The organism is Streptomyces sp. NPDC054786, assembly GCF_053611685.1.
Map to the genome: position 1 here is coordinate 21,012 of NZ_JBSHAW010000056.1, position 19,950 is coordinate 40,961.

Sequence of the window (19,950 nt, forward strand, 5' to 3'; positions counted from 1 at the left end):
GGCGGCCGGGACCCGGACGGCTCGTCAGCGTCTGCGGGGCCGGTCAGTCCTTGTGGACGGTCCCGTCGGGGTCGAGCCCGCGGAAGGAGAGGATCACGATCAGGATGCCGCCGCAGACGATCCCGGAGTCGGCGAGGTTGAAGACGGCGAAGTGCGCCGGGGCGATGAAGTCGACCACCGCGCCCTCGAAGACCCCCGGCGAGCGGAACAGCCGGTCGGTGAGGTTGCCGAAGGCGCCGCCCAGCAGCAGCCCGAGCGCGATGGCCCAGGGCATGCTGTAGAGCTTGCGGGCGATCCGGGCGATCACCAGGATCACGGCCGCCGCGATGATGGTGAGGAAGATCGTCAGCGCCTCGCCCATGCTGAACGCGGCGCCGCGGTTACGGATCACGGTGAACTGCAGCAGCGTTCCGATGACCTCGATGGGCTCGTGGTGCTCCAGCTTCGCGACCACCAGCAGCTTGCTGCCCAGGTCGAGCAGGTAGACGAGGAGCGCGACCAGCAACAGCGCGCCGATCCGCCGTTTGCCGCGGCCCGCGCCCTGTTCCGGCGTCACCGGCTCTCCCCCCTCGGATCCCTTCGTGGAATCCGCTCCGGCACCCGGTTCGGGTTCCGGCATACCGGTGATGCGTTCCGCCTCTGCCACGTGTGAGTCCCTCAGCCCGTTGTATCCCCGGCCGGGCCGTGCCCGGCTGAACCACGAGAGTACGGCACACACGTACGGGCGCGGGCGATCCGGGTGCCGCCCGCGACGACTGCCGGCCGCCTCATCGGCGCTCCTGTTTCTGCTTGCACTCCACGCACAGCGTCGCCCGGGGGAAAGCCTGCATCCGCGCCTTGCCAATGGGGTTGCCGCAGTTCTCGCAGAGCCCGTAGGTGCCCGCGTCCAGCCGGCCGAGGGCCCGCTCGGTCTGGTGGAGCATCTCGCGGGCGTTGGAGGCGAGCGACAGCTCGTGTTCGCGGGTGATGTTCTTGGTGCCGGTGTCGGCCTCGTCGTCGCCCGCTCCGTCACCGGAGTCACGCATCAGCCCGGCGATGGCGTCCTCGGCCGAGGCGATCTCCAGCCGCAGCCGCGCCGTCTCCTCCATCAGCTCGGTCCGCGCCTCGGCGACCTCTTGGGGCGTCCAGGGTTCCTCGCCGGGCCGTACGGCGAGCTCCCCCGGCGCCGCGGCCACCCGGGCCATGGGCACCGCGGAGTCGTCGCCGTGGGCCTTGGCCGTTGCGGCCGCAGTCTTCTTCGCCACCACCGTCTTGGCTCCCGTCTTCTTAGCGGGCACCGCGGCCGTCTTGGCCGGAGCCTTCTTCGCGGTCTTCTTCGCCGCGGTCTTCTTCGCGGCCGCCTTCTTCGACGCCGCCTTCTTGGCCGTGGCCTTCCGCGGCGTGGTCGTGCCGGCCGCCGTCTTCTTGGCCGCGGCCTTCTTCGGAGCTGCCTTCTTCGGAGCTGTCTTCTTCGGTGCAGGCTGCTTCGCGACGGCCTCGTCGGCAGGCGTCGTGCTCTTCTCCGCGGCGGTCTTTTTCGCCACCATGGCCGCGACCCCTTCACATATGTGACTTTGTTCGCGAATCGTGACGGGAACGATAAATCGCCGCACGCCACGCGGCAACGGGACGCACCGCCCTTCGGGACCTGCCACCCGGGCCCTGACGTCCGGTCTGCCTCGTTTGTGCCCCGCTCCCCGGCCGGTAATCCGCCCGTCGGCGCGGCACCCGCCTGCTCGCCATTCGGGTCACGGAGCGCGCCCGCGCCCGGCACCGCGAGGAGCCGGACCGCCGGCCCGACGAGCGGCCGGGGCCTCCCCGCACGACGCCCCGGCCCGGCCCGCCCCCCGGTTGCACGAAATCCGGTCGGCCACTGTCGGCGCCGCCCCGTACACTGGGCCGAGCGAGAGGCATTGATGGGACGAGTAGCGCCGTACGCAGCCAGCAGCGACCCGGGGACGGTGGGAGCCCGGGGGTGTGCACGACGCGAAGATCACCCCGGAGCCGCCGGAAGAAAGCCCGTGGATCACCCCCGCGGCGAGTAGAACCGGCAGCGCGACCCCAATGAGGGGGCGGTGCAGCGGCACCGCCAAGGAGGGTGGTACCGCGGGAGCGAAGGCTCTCGTCCCTCCGGACGGAGAAGCAGCAGGTGTCCGCCGGAGGAAGCCCCCGATGAGTCCGCAGCCCCAGTACCGCCAGGTACCCGCCCAGGTAGACCTCCCCGCCCTCGAGCACGCCGTGCTCGAGTTCTGGCAGGAGCAGAAGATCTTCGCCCGCACCCTCCAGCAGTCCGAGGGACGGCCCGAGTGGGTCTTCTACGAGGGCCCCCCGACCGCCAATGGCATGCCCGGCGCGCACCACATCGAGGCGCGCGTCTTCAAGGACGTCTTCCCCCGGTTCCGCACGATGCAGGGCTACCACGTCGACCGCAAGGCCGGCTGGGACTGCCACGGCCTCCCGGTCGAGCTGGCCGTGGAGAAGGAGCTGGGCTTCAGCGGCAAGAAGGACATCGAGGCGTACGGCATCGCCGAGTTCAACGCCAAGTGCCGCGAGTCGGTGACCCGCCACACCGACGCCTTCGCCGAGCTCACGACCCGTATGGGCTACTGGACCGACCTGGACGCCCCGTACCGCACGATGGACCCCGACTACATCGAGTCGGTGTGGTGGTCGCTGAAGGAGATCTTCAACAAGGGCCTGCTGGTCCAGGACCACCGTGTCGCCCCCTGGTGCCCGCGCTGTGGCACCGGCCTGTCGGACCACGAGCTGGCGCAGGGCTACGAGACGGTCGTCGACCCCTCGGTCTTCGTCCGCCTCCCGCTGACGTCCGGCCCGCTGGCCGGCCGGGCCGCGCTGCTGATCTGGACCACCACCCCCTGGACCCTGGTCTCCAACACGGCCGTCGCCGCGCACCCCGACGTCACGTATGTCGTCGCCACCGACGGCAGCGAGCAGCTGGTCGTCGCCGAGCCGCTGCTGGAGAAGGCCCTCGGCGAAGGCTGGACCACCACCGGCGAGTCGTTCACCGGCCGCGAGATGGAGCGCTGGGCCTATGAGCGCCCCTTCGACCTCGTCGAGCTGGAGGGCGCCAACATCGTCGTCAACGCCGAGTACGTCACCACCGACGACGGCACCGGCCTCGTCCACCAGGCCCCGGCCTTCGGCGAGGACGACCTCAAGACCTGCAAGGCGTACGACCTTCCGGTGGTCAACCCGGTCCGCCCGGACGGCACGTTCGAGGAAGGACTGGGCCTGGTCGGCGGCCAGTTCTTCAAGAAGGCCGACGAGGCGCTGGTCGCCGACCTCGACGCCCGCGGCCTGCTCTTCCGGCACCTCGCGTACGAGCACAGCTACCCGCACTGCTGGCGCTGCCACACCGCGCTGCTCTACTACGCCCAGCCGTCGTGGTACATCCGCACCACCGCGGTCAAGTACGCCCTGCTGCGGGAGAACGAGAACACCAACTGGTTCCCGGAGTCGGTCAAGCACGGCCGCTTCGGCGACTGGCTCAAGAACAACATCGACTGGGCGCTGTCCCGCAACCGCTACTGGGGCACCCCGCTGCCCATCTGGCGCTGCGAGGAGGGCCACCTCACCTGCGTCGGCTCGCTCACCGAGCTGACCGAGCTGACCGGCACCGACCAGTCGGACCTGGACCCGCACCGCCCGTACATCGACGCGATCACCTTCGCCTGCCCGACGTGCCAGGGCACCGCGACCCGTGTCCCGGAGGTCATCGACGCCTGGTACGACTCGGGCTCGATGCCGTTCGCGCAGTGGGGCTACCCGTACCGCAACAGGGAACTGTTCGAGAAGCGCTACCCGGCGCAGTTCATCTCGGAGGCCATCGACCAGACCCGCGGCTGGTTCTACACGCTGATGGCCGTCGGCACGCTCGTCTTCGACAAGTCCTCGTACGAGAACGTGGTCTGCCTCGGTCACATCCTGGCCGAGGACGGCCGGAAGATGTCCAAGCACCTGGGCAACACCCTCCAGCCGATCCCGCTCATGGACCAGCACGGCGCCGACGCAGTCCGCTGGTTCATGGCCGCCGGCGGCTCCCCGTGGGCCGCCCGCCGGGTGGGCCACTCCACCATCCAGGAAGTCGTCCGCAAGACGCTGCTGACGTACTGGAACACCGTCGCCTTCCAGGCGCTGTACGCCCGTACGTCGAACTGGGCGCCCTCCGCGGCCGACCCGGCCCCCGCCGACCGCCCGCTGCTGGACCGCTGGCTGCTCGGCGAGCTGAACACCCTGGTCGAGCAGGCCACCGAGTCCCTGGAGACGTTCGACACCCAGCGGGCCGGCAAGCTGCTGTCCTCCTTCGTCGACGACCTCTCCAACTGGTACGTCCGCCGCTCCCGCCGTCGCTTCTGGCAGGGCGACGCCGCCGCGCTGCGGACGCTCCACGAGGTCATCGAGACCGTCACCCGCCTCATGGCGCCCCTCACCCCGTTCATCACCGAGCGGGTCTGGCAGGACCTGGTCGTCCCGGTCACCCCGGAGGCACCGGAGTCCGTCCATCTCGCCGGCTGGCCGGTCGCCGACCGGACGCTCATCGACCCGGCGCTGTCCGGCCGGATGCAGCTGGTGCGCCGGCTGGTCGAGCTGGGCCGCGCGACCCGCGCCGAGTCGGGGGTGAAGACCCGCCAGCCGCTGTCCCGTGCGCTGGTGGCGGCCCACGGTTTCGCGGGCCTGCCCGAGGACCTGCGGGCACAGATCACCGAGGAGCTCAACGTCAGCTCGCTGGCCTCGCTGTCGGAGGTGGGCGGCTCGCTGGTCGACACCACCGCGAAGGCGAACTTCCGTGCCCTGGGCAAGCGGTTCGGCAAGGGCGTCCAGGCGGTCGCCAAGGCCGTCGCCGCGGCCGATGCCGCGGCGCTCTCCCTCGCGCTGCGCGAGGGCACGGCCCACGTCGAGGTCGACGGTGAGACCGTCTCGCTCGCCCCGGACGAGGTCATCATCACCGAGACCCCGCGCGAGGGCTGGTCGGTGGCCTCCGACGCCGGTGCCACGGTCGCCCTCGACCTGGAGATCACCCCGGAGCTGCGCCGGGCGGGCCTGGCCCGCGACGCGATCCGGCTGATCCAGGAGGCCCGTAAGAACAGCGGCCTGGACGTCGCCGACCGGATCGCGCTGCGCTGGCAGTCCACCGACGAGGAGGTGCGGACGGCGCTGGCCGACCACACCGGCCTGATCTCCGACGAGGTGCTCGCCGACGACTTCACCCCCGGCGAGGCGGACGGATCGTACGGCCCCGCGTTCACCGACGAGAGCCTGTCCCTCACGTTCCAGCTGCGCAAGGCGTAACCGCACCCGCGGCCACGACGGCGCACCAGGCCCCCCGGCGCAACCCGCACCGGGGGGCCTTGCCGTCCCCGCGGACGCAACCGGCCCACCCGGCGGACACCCGGCCCATGCGGCGGACGTATCCGGCCCACGCGCACAAGTACACACAAAAGGGCCGGGCCCCGAAGGAGTGTTCCCTCGAGGCCCGGCCCTGATTGCCGACTGTGCGCGCTACGCGGACGTCAGTTGTCGTCCTCGTCGATGAGGAAGCCGCGCATCGGCGACGGCGTCTGCTGCATGGGCTGCTGGCCCTGCGGCCGCACCGGAGCCATCGGCTGGGTCATCGCCGGCGACATCTGCTGCTGACCGCCGTAGGACGGACCACCGTTGGACGGACCGGCCATGGAGTGGTTGCCGCCCATCTGCTGGCCGCCACCCATGGTGTGGTTGCCGCCCATGGTGCCGGCACCGGCCGACGCCATCGACGGGGACGGCGGCAGCGAAGCGGCTGCCGGGGTCCGCGGCGGAGCCAGCGAGTCGTCGGCCTGGTTCTCCAGCTGACGCAGCTGGCTCTCCAGGTAGGACTTCAGCCGCGTGCGGTACTCGCGCTCGAAGCCGCGCAGGTCCTCGACCTTGCGCTCCAGCGTCGCGCGGGCCGACTCCAGCGAGCCCATCGCCACGCGGTGCTTCTCCTGCGCGTCCCGCTCCAGCGCATCGGCCTTGGCGCGGGCGTCCCGCTCCAGACCCTCGGCACGGCTGCGCGCCTCGCCGACGATCTTGTTGGCCTCGGAACGGGCCTCCGCGATCGCCTGGTCGGCGGTCTGCTGTGCCAGCGACAGCACGCGCGCGGCGCTGTCACCGCCGGGGCCACCCTGCTGCTGGGCAGCCTGCGGCAGCTGCGGTCCACCGGGGCCGCCCATCGGGCCACCCATCGGACCGCCGGGGCCCATCGGACCGGGGCCGTGCGGGCCCTGCGGACCGGGGCCGTGGCCACCGGGACCTGGAGGCAGCTGCGGTGCACCACCGGGCAGTTGGGGCGGGCCACCCATCCCCTGCTGCTGCTGCGGCGGGACCGGCTGCGGACCGGATATGGCGGCGGGCACCGGAGACCCGGGCCTCTGCTGCTGATCCTGCTGCTGGTCCGGTCCCTTGCGCAGACCCTGCTGCTGCTGGTTCTGCGCGGCGGCGCGGGTGGCAGCGGCAAGCTTGGCGCGCAGGTCCTCGTTCTCCCGCAGGAGCCGGGTCAGTTCGGCTTCGACCTCATCGAGGAAGGCATCGACCTCGTCCTCGTCATAGCCTTCTCGGAGGCGGACGGTCGTGAACTGCTTGTTCCGCACGTCCTCGGGGGTCAACGGCATCTCTACTTCACCTCAACGTAGTCGTCGGCAATCGGCAAGACCGTATCGTTCACACCAACAACACCGACCTCACGACGGTGATCAGGATGTACACGATGATCATCAATACGAAGAAGGACAGGTCGAGCGCCACGCCCCCGAGACGCAGCGGCGGGATTACCCGCCGCAGAAGCTTGAGTGGCGGATCAGTGACAGTGTAGGCGGCCTCAAGAACGACCACCATCGCCTTGCCGGGTTGCCATGAACGGGCGAACTGGAAGACATAGTCCATCACCAGCCGGAAGATCAACACGATCAGGAAGCAGTACAGCGCGATGTAGATCACCTGACCAAAGACACTCATCTCGCGCTTCCCTCTCCCCTTGCCTTGCTCCTGTGTTGGCCTTACGGCCGCGGTGTGCCCGGTGTTGCGTCTCAGCTCTGGTTGAAGAACCCGCCCTCTGCGATGCGGGCCTTGTCCTCCGCCGTGACATCGACGTTAGCAGGCGACAACAGGAACACCTTCTGCGTCACCCGCTCGATGCTGCCGTGAAGACCAAACACCAAACCGGCCGCAAAGTCGACAAGTCGCTTCGCGTCGGTGTCATCCATCTCCGTGAGATTCATGATCACCGGAGTGCCCTCACGGAAGTGTTCCCCGATGGTACGGGCTTCGTTGTAGGTCCGGGGGTGAAGTGTGGTGATGCGGTAGGGCTCCCGCTCGGACACAACCTTGGGCATGATCACCGGTGCGTTCTTCTCCAGATTTGGACGTTCGGGTGTGATGGATGCCACGGGGGCGATTCGCGCGGGTCGTCCGCTTTCCGCGGCGAGCGGGGCCGGTTCGCGTTGGGCCGGAGGTGTCACGGCACGGACGGGTTCCTCCCGTTCCGGGTGCGTTTCGGCCTGCACTTGGTGCTGTTGCCGCCGTCCCCGATCGGGTTCCGGGTCAAGCTCGGGTTCGAACTCGTCATCGGGGTCGAACCCCCGGCCGTCGTACCCATCGTCCTCCACGAGGCCGAGGTAGACCGCCATCTTGCGCATCGCGCCGGCCATTCTCTGCGTCCTCCGCTCTGTGGTGGATCGGCTCCGTCACCAGGGGCCTTGGATCCACTCGGCCTGCCCGCTTTTTGCGGTAATGACCATATTTTGTGCTGTGGTCCGACTTGCTTGGCGACGTTACCGGAGCCGTGGTCGGACTCCGAGTACCGCAGTGCCGACGCGCACATGTGTCGCCCCGGCCGCCACGGCGTCTTCGAGGTCCGCGCTCATGCCTGCGGACACCATGTTGGCACCAGGATGTGCCGCGCGCAGGTCGGATGACATTTCCATGAGCCGCCCGAAAGCGGCGAGTTCACGTCCGGCATACGGCCCGGCCAGCGGCGCGACGGTCATGAGACCGTCCAGCCGCAGACCTTGGGCCCCGGCGATCACCTCGGCGAGCGCCTCGACTCCGTCGGGCGCCACTCCGCCGCGCTCACCCCGCTCCCCCGACTCCGCATCGAGCGCCACCTGGATCAGACAACCCAGTTCACGCTCGGCACGCACCGCCTCCTTGGAGAGTGCGGTGACGAGCCTGGCCCGGTCGACCGACTGAATAATTCCGGCATAACCGGCCACGGAGCGCACCTTGTTCGTCTGCAGTTGACCGACGAAGTGCCAAGTAAGGGGCAAATCAGCGCATTCGGCGGCCTTGGGTGCCGCCTCCTGATCGCGGTTCTCCGCGACCTGCCGCACCCCCAGCTCCGCGAGCAACCGGACATCGCTCGCGGGGTAGGTCTTGGTGACCACGATCAGGGTCACCTCGTCACGCGGCCGGCCGGCCTTGGCGCAGGCGGCGGAGATACGTTCCTCCACCCGCGCCAGGTTCTCGGCCAGTTGCGTCTTGCGGTCGTCCGTCACAGCTCGGCCTCCCCCAGCCCCGGGCCGGGGGTGTCCCCGAGCCATACATAGCTCGCGAGCCGTCCCGTCGTACGGTCGCGCCGGTAAGAGAAGTGGTCGGCGGATTCGCGGGTGCAGATGTGGGAATCCTCACGCACCGGCACGCCCGCCGCGGCGAGTTGGGCCCGTACACCTGCCGTCACGTCCACCGCGGGAGTGCCCCAGCTGGTCGTCGCACGGGCCTCGGGCACCACCGCGGCGACATCGGAACGCATCGTCTCGGGCACCTCGTAACACCGACCGCAGATCGCCGGTCCCGTGTACGCGACGATCCGCGCCGGCACCGCACCCCGCTTCACCATCGTCTCGACGACCGCCGGGACGACCCCGGCGACCAGACCGGGCCGGCCGGCATGCGCGGCCCCCGCGATCCCGGCGACCGGATCGGCCAGCAGGACCGGGGTGCAGTCGGCGGTCAGAACGGCGAGCGCGAGGCCGCGGCGATCCGTGACCACCGCGTCGACACCGGGAATCTCCGTACCGTGCCACGGCCCGTCGACCACCGCGACGTCCCGGCCGTGCACCTGGTTCATCCAGACCACCGCGGCCGGGTCGACGCCGAGTTCCGCGGCGACCCGTGCACGGTTGGCGCGTACGGCCTGCGGGTCGTCGCCGACCGCGCCGCCCAGGTTGAGCTGCTCATACGGAGCGGCGCTCACCCCGCCCCACCTGTCGGTGAAGGCGAAATGCGCGCCGCTCTCGTGGTGCTGTTGCCCTATCACTTCGCTGCTTCGGTCACTTCAGGAAGTCGGGGACGTCCAGTTCCTCGGCCGCGGAGTCCGAGTACGGACGGGCCGGGGGAACCTGCGGGGCGCCCGCCGGGGGCGCCGGGACCTCGCCCAGCGAGGAGGATTCGGCCGGGGCCGGCTCCTCGTCACGCACGGGCACCGAACCCAGTCCGCCGAAGGACGACGAACGCGGCTCCGGCGGGGCGGCCGGACGGCTCGGGGCCGGGGTGGGCTCCTCGCGCTTCTGGGACGACAGCGCCGACTGCGCATCGCGGCGGGCCGGCGGCTGACCGCCGTCGAAGCCCGCGGCGATGACCGTCACCCGGACCTCGTCGCCCAGTGCGTCGTCGATGACCGCACCGAAGATGATGTTGGCTTCCGGGTGCGCGGCCTCGCTGACCAGCTGCGCGGCCTCGTTGATCTCGAAGAGACCGAGGTCGGAACCGCCGGAGATGGAGAGCAGCACCCCTCGGGCGCCGTCGATGGAGGCCTCCAGGAGCGGCGAGGAGATCGCCATCTCAGCGGCGGCCACCGCGCGGTCGTCGCCACGTGCCGAGCCGATGCCCATGAGCGCGGAACCGGCCTCCGACATCACGGACTTGACATCTGCGAAGTCGAGGTTGATCAGACCCGGTGTGGTGATCAGATCGGTGATGCCCTGGACACCCGACAGCAGCACCTGGTCCGCGGACTTGAACGCGTCGAGCACGCTCACCTGACGGTCCGAGATGGACAGCAGCCGGTCGTTGGGGATCACGATGAGGGTGTCGACCTCTTCGCGCAGCTGCGCGATGCCGTCCTCGGCCTGGTTGGCGCGACGGCGGCCCTCGAAGGTGAACGGCCGGGTGACCACACCGATCGTCAGGGCGCCCAGCGATCGGGCGATGTTGGCGACGACGGGCGCGCCGCCGGTGCCGGTGCCGCCGCCCTCACCCGCGGTCACGAAGACCATGTCGGCCCCCTTGAGGACCTCCTCGATCTCCTCGCGGTGGTCCTCGGACGCCTTGCGGCCCACATCCGGGTTGGCGCCGGCGCCGAGTCCGCGCGTCATTTCGCGGCCGACGTCGAGCTTGACGTCGGCGTCGCTCATCAGCAGCGCCTGTGCATCGGTGTTGATCGCGATGAACTCGACGCCCTTGAGCCCGACCTCGATCATCCGGTTGATGGCGTTCACGCCACCGCCGCCGATGCCGACGACCTTGATGACTGCGAGGTAGTTCTGCGGTGCTGCCACGTCGAAGGCCTCTCGCCTCGAGTTACGTGTCGTCGCCGCACGTGCGTGTGGACGCCGACTGATGCCGATGGGACGGTTCGTATCGCCGACCCGAACCCTAACGTTGAAGTTTAGGGTTACCTGTACCTGTGTTCCTGGGTTCCATAGTCCCTTTGGAACGAGACACTAAGTCGACAAGGCGCGCCCGTTCAACGAACACGCCGAACCTCCCGTTTTTCTTTTCACCCTATGTGATCACCCATAGTCGTAGCCATCCAGGGTGCTGGCCTGCGGCTCCGCACGTCAACTCCCGGATACCGCAGGGGCACTGGGGACCGAGACGTCGAAGTGGCGCCCGGCATGTGCCGCTTTCAGCAGTGCGGTCAGCACCTTCGCCTTTTCGGCGCCCTCTTCGCGACTGCCCCAGGCGACCGTGCGGCCGCCGTTCAGTTCGAGGGTGATGGCGTCGTAGGACCGTACACGGACCTTGCGTACTTCCTTGCGTACGGCCGTGGGCAGATCCTGGGCGACCTCGACCGCGGCGCGTCGCAACCGGTCGATTCCGAAACGGCGCAGACTCGGGGAGTCGGATGCGGCCATTTCCAGAAGCGGAACGCCCTTGGGGGCCGTGCCGACGGTGGCGAACCGGACGCCCTCGGCGTCCACTTCGACAAACTTTCCGCCCGCTTGCATCAGCAGTTCCGGCACCCTTTCGGCCACCTTCAGACCGATCGTGTTCGGCCAGGACCGTTCGACGTCAACGGTCTTGATGCGCGGCAGCCGCACGCGCAGCCGGCGGGCGAGCGCGTCCGTATCCACCGAGACCAGCGGCGCATTCATCGGGGCGTGGGCCGCGGCGATGACCTCATGCGGCGTCAGCACCTCGGTGCCGACAGCCTTGACGCGTTCCACCCGGAGCCAGTTCGAGGCGTAGAGGGCCCAGACGCCGAACGCGCCGAGCAACGCCGTGACGACCATGCTGATGATCAGACTGCGGCGGCCCGGCGCGCGAAGAGGAATGCGCACCCACCGGAATCCCGTCGCGCGGGGCGGCGCGGCGGAGGGCGGGCCGGACGGTGACTTCTTCTCGCCGCGCCGGGCGGTTGTCGGTCCGGCCACGCTCCCTGCCTTCTCTCGTGCGCTACTTGTTGTTCTGCGCGATCGCCTCGTACACCATGCCGACCAGCAGCTCGTCGGCATCCCGGCGGCCGAACTCGGAGGCCGCGCGGGACATCTCGTACAGCCGGTGCGGATCTGCCAGGACCGGGAGCACGCTGTTCTGCACCCAGTCCGGGGTCAGCTGGGCGTCATCGACCAGCAGGCCCCCGCCGGCGTTGACCAACGGCTGGGCGTTGAGCCGCTGCTCGCCGTTGCCGATGGGCAGCGGAACGAAAGCGGCCGGCAGCCCGACGGCGGACAACTCGGCGACGGTCATCGCGCCCGCGCGGCAGAGCATCATGTCGGCCGCGGCGTACGCGAGATCCATCCGGTCCACGTACGGTACCGGGACATAGGGGGGCATCCCGGGCATGTTGTCCACGTGCGGCAGTTCGTTCTTCGGACCGACCACGTGAAGCACCTGGATTCCGGCGCGCTGGAGGACCGGTACGGCGGCCTGGATGACCTCGTTCAGCCGGCGGGCGCCCTGGGAACCACCGGACACCAGCAGGGTCGGGAGGTTGGGGTCGAGCCCGAAGGCGGCCCGCGCCTCCGGGCGAACCGCGGCACGGTCCAGGGTGGCGATGGTACGGCGCAGCGGGATGCCGACATAGCGGGCACCGCGCAGCTTGCTGTCGGGGGTGCTGACGGCGACGAACTTGGCGTACCGCGAGCCGATCTTGTTGGCCAGGCCGGGGCGGGCGTTTGCCTCGTGGACGATGATCGGCACCCCGAGGCGCTTGGCGGCCAGGTAGCCGGGCAGCGCCACATAGCCGCCGAAGCCGACGACACAGTCCGCCTTCGTGCGCTCCAGGATCTGCTCGGCGGCCTTGATCGTGCCGCGCAGCCGCCCGGGGACGGTGATCAGTTCGGGCGTGGGCTTGCGCGGCAGCGGCACGGCCGGGATGAGACCGAGCTCATAGCCGCGTTCCGGGACGAGCCGGGTCTCCAGGCCCTTCTCCGTACCGAGTGCCGTGATCCCCACGGTGGGGTCCTGCCTCCGCAGTGCGTCCGCGAGGGCGAGCGCGGGCTCGATGTGGCCGGCGGTCCCCCCACCGGCGAGTACGACATGCACCGAAATTCACCGCTCTCCGGACGGTCGCTTCTTGACGCGCCGTCTCATCGTCTTCCATCTCACCCCAGCCGGTTTCCTTCCGAAAACCGGCTTCCGCGTGGCCAACGCGGCCAACGCCGCCCGTGCAGCGGGCTCGTCACGCGCGAAGGCGATCAGCAGCCCGATGGCGAACATCGTCGGCAGCAGGGCGGAGCCTCCGTAGGAGAACAGCGGGAGCGGGACACCGGCGATCGGCAACAGGCCGAGCACCGCACCGATGTTGATCACGGCCTGGGCCGTGATCCAGGTGGTCACACCTCCCGCGGCGTACCGTACGAAGGGGTCCTCCGTGCGTCCGGCCACGCGGATACCCGCATAGCCTAGAGCCGCGAAGAGGGCGAGCACCGACAGCGTCCCCGCCAGGCCCAGTTCCTCCCCGGTGATGGCGAAGATGAAGTCGGTGTGCGGTTCGGGGAGTTCTCCCCATTTTTCCATACTCGCACCGAGGCCGGAACCGAAGAATCCGCCGGACGCCAGAGCATAGATGCCGTGCACGGCCTGCCAGCACTGGTCGCCGGGGCCCGGATCGGTCGCTCCGATGCAGGCCAGCCGGGACATCCGGTTGGCGCTGGTCTTGATCAGCAGCGCCCCGATCAGCGCGGCGCTGCCCAGCACCCCCACGAACAGCCGGGTCGGCGCACCGGCCAGCCACAGCAGCCCGAAGAGGATCGCCGTGAGAATGATCGCGGTGCCCATGTCGCCGCCGAGCATGATCAGCCCGAGCAGCAGGAACGCCACCGGGATCAGCGGCACCAGCAGGTGCTTCCACTGCACCAGCAGCCTTTTGTCCTGTTTGCGAGCCAGCAGATCGGCGCCCCACAGCACCAGGGCGAGCTTGGCGAACTCGCTCGGTTGCATCTGGAAAGGGCCGCCGAGGTTGATCCAGTTCTGATTTCCGTTGACCGCGACCCCTATGCCCGGAATCTGCACCAGGCACATCAGGAACACCGAGACGGCGAGCAGCGGATAGGCCAGCGTGCGGTGCAGCCGTACCGACATCCGGGAGGCGGCCAGCAGCAGCCCGCCGCCCAGGACGGCGGCGAGCAGCTGCTTGCGGAAGAAGTACGTCGGGGCCAGACCGGACTGCAGCGCCTTGATCTGGGACGCCGAGTAGACCATCACCAGACCCAGGACCGTGATCAGCAGGCTGCCGCCGAGGATCAGGTAGTACGCGGTCAGCGGGCGGTCCCAGGCCCGCTTCAGCCGGGTGCCCAGGCCCCGGGGCCCGCCCGGTGTGCGGCCTCCGCGCGGCCCTCGCACCATGGACGGCCGACGCGGACGCGACGGGACCGCCTTCGCCGATCGGGCCGTCATCCTCGTCCCCTCCACAGGTGCGCTCGCCGTCGGCTGACGACGACAGCGGGGAGAAACGGTCTAGTGATCCCGTGCGGTCAGCTCGCCGACCGCGTCGGCGAAGGCCTCGCCCCGCTTGTTGTAATTGACGAACATGTCCATCGAGGCACAGGCCGGAGCCAGCAGGACGGTGTCGCCGGGCTCGGCCAGGCGGGTCGCTTCCCGGACCGCCTCAGGCATCGCCCCAGTGTCGGTCCGGTCGAGGTCGACCACCGGGACATCGGGGGCGTGTCGCGCCAGGGCTTCGCGAATCAGCGCCCGATCGGCGCCGATCAGCACCACACCGCGCAGCCGGGGCGCCGACTTCTGCACCAGCTCGTCGAAGGTCGCGCCCTTGGCGAGGCCGCCGGCGATCCACACGATGTGCTCGTACGCCGCCAACGACGCCTCGGCGGCGTGGGTGTTGGTGGCCTTGGAGTCGTCGATGTAGCTGACGCCGTCGAGGTCCGCGATGTGCTGGATGCGGTGGGCGTCGGGGTGGAAGGCGCGCAGTCCGTCGCGTACGGCGGCGGGCCGGACGCCGAAGGCACGGGCCAGTGCCGCCGCCGCGAGGGCGTTGGCGATGTTGTGCGGGGCGGGGGTCCCGGAACCGGGCGCGATGTCGGAGACCTCGGCGAGCTCCTGAGCCTGCTGCTGACGGTTCTCCACGAAGGCACGGTCGACGAGGATGCCCTCGACGACGCCCAGTTGGGAGGGGCCGGGGGTGCCGAGGGTGAAGCCGATGGCGCGGCAGCCCTCCTCGACATCGGCCTCGCGCACCAGGTCCTCGGTCGCCTTGTCGGCCACGTTGTAGACGCACGCGACGGTGTTGCCCTCGTAGATCCGGCCCTTGTCGGCGGCGTACGCCTGCATGGATCCGTGCCAGTCGAGGTGGTCGGGCGCGAGGTTGAGGACCGCGGCGGAGTGGGCGCGCAGCGACGGCGCCCAGTGCAGCTGGTAGCTGGAGAGTTCGACGGCGAGCACGTCGTAGGGGCGCTCGCCGTCCTTGCCCTGGCCGAGGACGACATCGATGATCGGGGTTCCGATGTTGCCGACGGCCGCGGTGTGCAGCCCTTCGGCGGCCAGGATCGAGGCCAGCATCCGCACCGTGGTGGTCTTGCCGTTGGTACCGGTGACCCCGAGCCAGGCCGCGGCGGGTTGTCCTCCGGGGGTGTCCCGCAGCCGCCAGGCGATCTCGACATCGCCGACCACGTCCACGCCGGCCTCGGCGGCCGCCGCGAACAGCGGGCTGTCCGGCTTCCAGCCGGGCGAGGTGACGATGAGATCCGTGCCCTCGGGGAGGGTCGCGCCGTCGCCGAGGCGGACGCTGATGCCTTCCGCCTCCAGCTCACCCGCGGCGGCCCGCTGCTTGTCGCCGTCGCCGCCGTCCACGACGGTGACACGGGCGCCGAGGCCGGCCAGCGCGCGGGCGGCACTGATGCCGCTCACGCCCAGGCCGGCGACGGTGATGTGCTGACCGGCGAACCCCTCGGGGGTCCGGGTCGGGTCGTGCGTGGTCACTTCGCTGCCTGCCAGCCGCCGTAGAAGATGCCTAGGCCCACGATGACGCACATGCCCTGGATGATCCAGAACCTGACCACCACAAGGACTTCGGACCACCCCTTGAGTTCGAAGTGGTGCTGGAGTGGCGCCATCCGGAAGACCCGCTTACCGGTGAGCCGGAACGATCCGACCTGGATGACCACGGACATGGTGATCAGGACGAAGAGACCGCCGAGGATGGCCAGCAGCAGCTCCGTACGGGAGCAGATGGCCAGACCGGCCAGCGCGCCTCCCAGGGCCAGCGAACCGGTGTCCCCCATGAAGATCTTGGCGGGCGAGGTGTTCCACCACAGGAAGCCGAAGCAGGCGCCCATCAGCGCCGAGGCGACGACCGCGAGGTCGAGTGGATCGCGGACCTCGTAACAGCCCGGTCCCGCGGTGATCTGGTTGGCGCACGACTCCTGGTGCTGCCAGATGCCGATGAACGTGTAGGCGCCGAAGACCATCACCGAGGCGCCGGTGGCGAGGCCGTCGAGGCCGTCGGTGAGGTTCACGCCGTTGGACATCGCCAGGATCATGAACAGCGCCCAGATCACGAAGATCACCGGGCCGATCTGCCAGCCGAAGTCCTGGGTGAAGGAGAGCCGGTCGGACGCCGGGGTCTGCCCACGCAGATCGGCGAACTGCAGCGAGAGCACGGCGAAGGCGATGCCGACGATCAGCTGACCGGCCATCTTGGCCTTGGCCCGCAGGCCCAGCGAACGCTGTTTGACGATCTTGATGTAGTCGTCGAGGAAGCCGACCAGGCCCATACCCGCCATCAGGAACAGCACCAGCACACCGGAGAAGGTGGGGTCACTGCTCGTGATGACCTTGGTCAGCACATAGGCGATGATCGTGGCCAGGATGAAGGCGATACCACCCATGGTGGGCGTACCGCGCTTGCTGTGGTGATCGCGCGGGCCGTCATCACGGATGAACTGCCCGTATCCCTTTTTGGCCAGCAGCTTGATCAGCACCGGGGTGCCGATCAGGGTCAGGAAGAGCCCGATCATTCCGGAGAAGAGGATCTGCTTCATCGAGTTCATCGGGACGCGGCTCCACCCTCAGCGCCCGCGGCGCCCAGCATGCCTCCGTCGTCCAGCAATGCTGCGGCAACCCGCTCCAGACCCACCGACCTGGACGCCTTCACCAGCACGACGTCTCCCGGTCGCAGCTCGCTGCGCAACAGGTCGACCGCCGCCCGCGCGTCGGACACGTGCACCGACTCCTCACCCCACGAACCCTCGTTCTTGGCGCCCATGTCGAGCCAGGCCGCTTCCCTGCCGCCGACTGCCACGAGCTTGCTGACGTTGAGCCGGACGACCAGCCGCCCGACCGCGTCGTGTTCGGCGAGTGACTCCCCGCCCAGCTCGGCCATCTCACCGAGCACCGCCCACGTACGACCGCCCTTCGCCTTGGCGGCTGCGCCCATGGCGACCAGCGCTCGCAGCGCCGCTCGCATGGACTCGGGGTTCGCGTTGTAGGCGTCGTTGACGACCCGCACGCCGTCCACGCGCTCGGTGACCTCCATACGCCAGCGGGAGAGCGTGCCGGCTTCGGAGAGCGCGGTGGCGATCTCGTCTACGGGCATGCCCAACTCATGGGCGACGGCGGCCGCGGCGAGCGCGTTCGACACGTGGTGCTCACCGTACAGCCGCATGGTCACATCGCTGCACCCGGAGGGTGTGTGAAGCGTAAAGGCGGGCTGTCCGGCCTCCGTGATCCGGACATTCTCGGCACGTACGGCGGCGTCCTCGGCCTCACCGAACAGGATCGTGCGGGCCCTTGTGCGGGGGACCATGGCGCGTACATACGGGTCGTCGGCGTTGAGCACCGCGACCCCGCCGTCCTCGGCCGCAGGCAACTCCTCGATGAGTTCGCCCTTTGCCAGGGCGATCTGCTCACGGCCGCCGAACTCACCGATGTGCGCGGAGCCGACGTTCAGCACCACACCGATCCTCGGCGGGGTCAGCCCGGCCAGGTAGCGGATGTGGCCGACGCCGCGGGCGCCCATCTCCAGGACGAGGTGACGGGTGGTCTCCTCGGCGCGCAGCGCGGTCAGCGGCAGCCCGATCTCGTTGTTGAGGTTGCCCTCCGGCCAGACCGTCGGGCCGGTGCGCTGCAGCAGCTGGGCGATCAGGTCCTTGGTGCTGGTCTTGCCGGCCGAGCCGGTGAGACCGACGACGGTGGTGCCCAGCCGCTCGACGACGGCGCGGGCGAGCGCGCCGAGCGCGGCGACCACATCGTCGACGACGATGGCGGGGACGCCGACAGGGCGGTTGGCCAGGACGGCCACCGCGCCTGCCTCGACGGCGCCCGGCGCGAAGTCGTGGCCGTCGGCACGTTCACCGGCGAAGGCCACGAACAGTGCGCCGGGGCATACCGCGCGGGAGTCCGCCACGACCGGTCCGGTCACCCGGCGGCCGTCGTCCGGTATGTCGTACTGCCGGCCGCCGACGATGCTCGCGATCTCGGCGAGGGACAGGGAGATCACAGGTCACCCCCGGTGAGGGGCGGGCGGTGACGGTAATGGGGTTGTGCGCGCATGGCGGTGTGTCATCCCTGGTGGTTCGGCTGCGGTGACTGCTGCGACTTCTGCGAGTCCTCGATGGCATCGCGCAGCACCTGACGGTCGTCGAAGGGGCGTACCACTCCGGCGATGTCCTGGCCCTGCTCGTGGCCCTTGCCCGCGACGATCACGGTGTCGCCGGGCTCGGCGCGGGCGACGGCGGCGGCGATGGCGATGGCCCGTTCTTCCTCGACCAGCACCGTGCCGCGTTCATGAATGGGGACTTCCGCGGCACCCGCGAGCATGGTGGCGAGGATCGAGAGCGGGTCCTCGTTGCGGGGGTTGTCGGAGGTCAGGATGGCCGTGTCGGCGAGCCGGGCCACCGCGGCACCCATGGGGGCGCGCTTGTGCGGGTCGCGGTCGCCGCCGCAGCCGAGGACGGCGTGCAGCTTGCCGTCGGTGACCTTGCGCAGCGCGCGCAGAACCGATTCGACGGCGTCGGTCTTGTGGGCGTAGTCGACGACCGCCAGGTACGGCTGGCCGGCGTCGATGCGCTCCAGGCGGCCGGGGACGCCGGGCACCGCGGCGACACCGTCGGCGGCGGTCTGCGGGTCGATGCCGGCGACGACCAGGGAGGTGATCGCGGCGAGCGCGTTGGCGACGTTGAACGGGCCGGCGATCGGGGAGGCGGCGCGCAGGGTCTGGCCGTCCGGGCCGTGCACGGTGAAGGTCGAGCCGAGCGAGCCGACCTCGACGTCCGACGCCCGCCAGTCGGCGTCCGGGTGGCCCTCCGCCGAGAAGGTGGTGACCGGGACCTCGGACTCACCCTCGGCCAGCCGCTTGCCGTACTCGTCGTCGAGGTTGACCACGCCGGCCCGGCTGCGGGCCTTGGTGAACAGCCGGGCCTTGGCCTGGAAGTAGTCCTCCATGCCGGAGTGGAACTCCATGTGCTCCGGGCTGAGGTTGTTGAAGATCGCGACGTCGAAGACGCAGCCGTCGACCCGGCCGAGGACCAGTGCGTGGCTGGAGACCTCCATGGCGACCGCGCGGACGCCGCGCTCGCGCATCACGGCGAACAGCGCCTGCAGGTCGGTGGCCTCGGGGGTGGTGCGCTCGGACTTGATGCGCTCCCCGCCGATACGGGTCTCCACGGTGCCGATCAGACCGGTCAGGCCCCCGTCGGCACTCTTCGCGGCGGCCTCCCGCAGCCCGCCCTCGATGAGGTAGGCGGTGGTGGTCTTGCCGGAGGTGCCGGTGATGCCGATCTGGAGGAGGTCCTCGCCCGGCGCCCCGTAGATCGAGACGGCCAGGGCGCCCATCCGGGCCCGCGGGTTCTCGACGACGAGGGCCGGCAGGCCGGTCGCCGCGGCGCGCTCGGCGCCCGAGGGGTCGGTCAGGATCGCCGCGGCACCGAGGTCGGCGGCCTGGGCGACGAAGTCGGCGCCGTGCAGACGGGCGCCGGGCAGCGCGGCATAGACATCACCGGGGCGGACCGCCCGGGAGTCGTGGGTGATGCCGGTGACCATGACATCGGAGTGGCCGGCGTCCGGGGCCGGGCATCCCAGCTGCTCGGCGAGGTCCGCCAGGGGGGTGGGGCGGACCGTTTCAGGGCGCGGGGCTCCCGGATAGGTGCCGGGCCCGCCCTTCTCGGCGTGCTGGGCTTTCGGGGACTGATCAGCATGTGACACGGCCGTGAGCGTACCGGGCACAACCGGCCCGGGGCGAAGTGAGGGCCGTGGGGAGGAGCGGATTCCCGGGACGGGGGTGCCGTCGGGGGTGCCGTCGGGGGTGATGGTCGTCACGGC

At 70.0% G+C, this 19,950-nt stretch carries 16 protein-coding genes; 1 reads left to right on the forward strand and 15 read right to left on the reverse strand.

The genetic code is table 11. The annotated features are described in order from the left end of the window. Positions 1-43: 43 nt before the first annotated feature. Both lspA and ACWGI6_RS34145 read right to left on the reverse strand, forming a co-directional pair. Complete coding sequence (gene lspA / locus ACWGI6_RS34140) at positions 44-646, reverse strand: signal peptidase II (RefSeq protein WP_453271091.1); 603 nt, start codon at positions 644-646, stop codon at positions 44-46. Positions 647-767: 121 nt separating this feature from the next. Further along, positions 768-1,526 carry a TraR/DksA family transcriptional regulator gene (locus tag ACWGI6_RS34145; protein ID WP_453271092.1) on the reverse strand — a complete coding sequence of 253 codons (759 nt, stop codon included), beginning with the start codon at positions 1,524-1,526 and terminating at the stop codon, positions 768-770. A gap of 625 nt (positions 1,527-2,151) precedes the next feature. Between ACWGI6_RS34145 and ileS the strand changes: the two genes are divergently transcribed. Continuing rightward, the gene (gene ileS, locus ACWGI6_RS34150) at positions 2,152-5,289 is read left to right on the forward strand and encodes an isoleucine--tRNA ligase (protein ID WP_453271093.1); all 3,138 of its coding nucleotides are present in this window, start codon (positions 2,152-2,154) and stop codon (positions 5,287-5,289) included. A 221-nt stretch (positions 5,290-5,510) separates the two neighbouring features. Here the strand turns inward: ileS and ACWGI6_RS34155 are convergent, their stop codons facing one another. The 13 genes from ACWGI6_RS34155 to ACWGI6_RS34215 all read right to left on the reverse strand — a co-directional run bounded on the left by ACWGI6_RS34155 (position 5,511) and on the right by ACWGI6_RS34215 (position 19,947). Continuing rightward, entirely contained in the window at positions 5,511-6,626 is a 1,116-nt protein-coding gene (locus ACWGI6_RS34155; RefSeq protein ID WP_393909682.1) for a DivIVA domain-containing protein, read from the reverse strand. 49 nt (positions 6,627-6,675) lie between these two features. Continuing rightward, positions 6,676-6,969, reverse strand: a complete 294-nt coding sequence (locus tag ACWGI6_RS34160; RefSeq protein ID WP_006606159.1) for a YggT family protein — start codon at positions 6,967-6,969, stop codon at positions 6,676-6,678. A 71-nt stretch (positions 6,970-7,040) separates the two neighbouring features. Continuing rightward, a complete protein-coding gene (locus tag ACWGI6_RS34165; RefSeq protein ID WP_030085876.1) occupies positions 7,041-7,661 on the reverse strand; it encodes a cell division protein SepF in 621 nt (206 codons plus the stop codon). A 123-nt stretch (positions 7,662-7,784) separates the two neighbouring features. Beyond that, positions 7,785-8,507, reverse strand: a complete 723-nt coding sequence (locus ACWGI6_RS34170) for a YggS family pyridoxal phosphate-dependent enzyme (RefSeq protein WP_453271094.1) — start codon at positions 8,505-8,507, stop codon at positions 7,785-7,787. Next, positions 8,504-9,268 (reverse strand): peptidoglycan editing factor PgeF, encoded by a 765-nt coding sequence (pgeF, locus tag ACWGI6_RS34175; protein WP_453271095.1) that lies wholly within the window; start codon positions 9,266-9,268, stop codon positions 8,504-8,506. Before pgeF ends, ACWGI6_RS34170 begins: the two co-directional genes overlap by 4 nt. A 13-nt stretch (positions 9,269-9,281) precedes the next feature. Beyond that, a complete protein-coding gene (ftsZ, locus tag ACWGI6_RS34180) occupies positions 9,282-10,508 on the reverse strand; it encodes a cell division protein FtsZ (RefSeq protein WP_453271096.1) in 1,227 nt (408 codons plus the stop codon). Between the two features lie 282 nt (positions 10,509-10,790). Then, positions 10,791-11,606 carry a cell division protein FtsQ/DivIB gene (locus tag ACWGI6_RS34185; protein WP_453271097.1) on the reverse strand — a complete coding sequence of 272 codons (816 nt, stop codon included), beginning with the start codon at positions 11,604-11,606 and terminating at the stop codon, positions 10,791-10,793. 22 nt (positions 11,607-11,628) lie between these two features. Continuing rightward, positions 11,629-12,720: an undecaprenyldiphospho-muramoylpentapeptide beta-N-acetylglucosaminyltransferase gene (murG, locus tag ACWGI6_RS34190; RefSeq protein ID WP_393909687.1), complete on the reverse strand. Its 1,092-nt coding sequence runs from the start codon at positions 12,718-12,720 to the stop codon at positions 11,629-11,631. A gap of 6 nt (positions 12,721-12,726) precedes the next feature. Continuing rightward, positions 12,727-14,073 carry a putative lipid II flippase FtsW gene (gene ftsW, locus ACWGI6_RS34195; RefSeq protein ID WP_453271098.1) on the reverse strand — a complete coding sequence of 449 codons (1,347 nt, stop codon included), beginning with the start codon at positions 14,071-14,073 and terminating at the stop codon, positions 12,727-12,729. A gap of 60 nt (positions 14,074-14,133) precedes the next feature. Further along, positions 14,134-15,612, reverse strand: coding sequence for a UDP-N-acetylmuramoyl-L-alanine--D-glutamate ligase (murD, locus tag ACWGI6_RS34200; protein WP_393909689.1), 1,479 nt, complete (start codon positions 15,610-15,612; stop codon positions 14,134-14,136). Continuing rightward, positions 15,609-16,673 (reverse strand): phospho-N-acetylmuramoyl-pentapeptide-transferase, encoded by a 1,065-nt coding sequence (mraY, locus tag ACWGI6_RS34205; RefSeq protein WP_030085860.1) that lies wholly within the window; start codon positions 16,671-16,673, stop codon positions 15,609-15,611. The genes murD and mraY overlap by 4 nt, the downstream gene beginning before the upstream one ends. A 5-nt stretch (positions 16,674-16,678) precedes the next feature. Then, the gene (locus tag ACWGI6_RS34210) at positions 16,679-18,130 is read right to left on the reverse strand and encodes a UDP-N-acetylmuramoyl-tripeptide--D-alanyl-D-alanine ligase (RefSeq protein WP_453271099.1); all 1,452 of its coding nucleotides are present in this window, start codon (positions 18,128-18,130) and stop codon (positions 16,679-16,681) included. 62 nt (positions 18,131-18,192) lie between these two features. Then, positions 18,193-19,947, reverse strand: a complete 1,755-nt coding sequence (locus ACWGI6_RS34215; protein WP_453271100.1) for a UDP-N-acetylmuramoyl-L-alanyl-D-glutamate--2,6-diaminopimelate ligase — start codon at positions 19,945-19,947, stop codon at positions 18,193-18,195. Positions 19,948-19,950 lie beyond the last annotated feature (3 nt).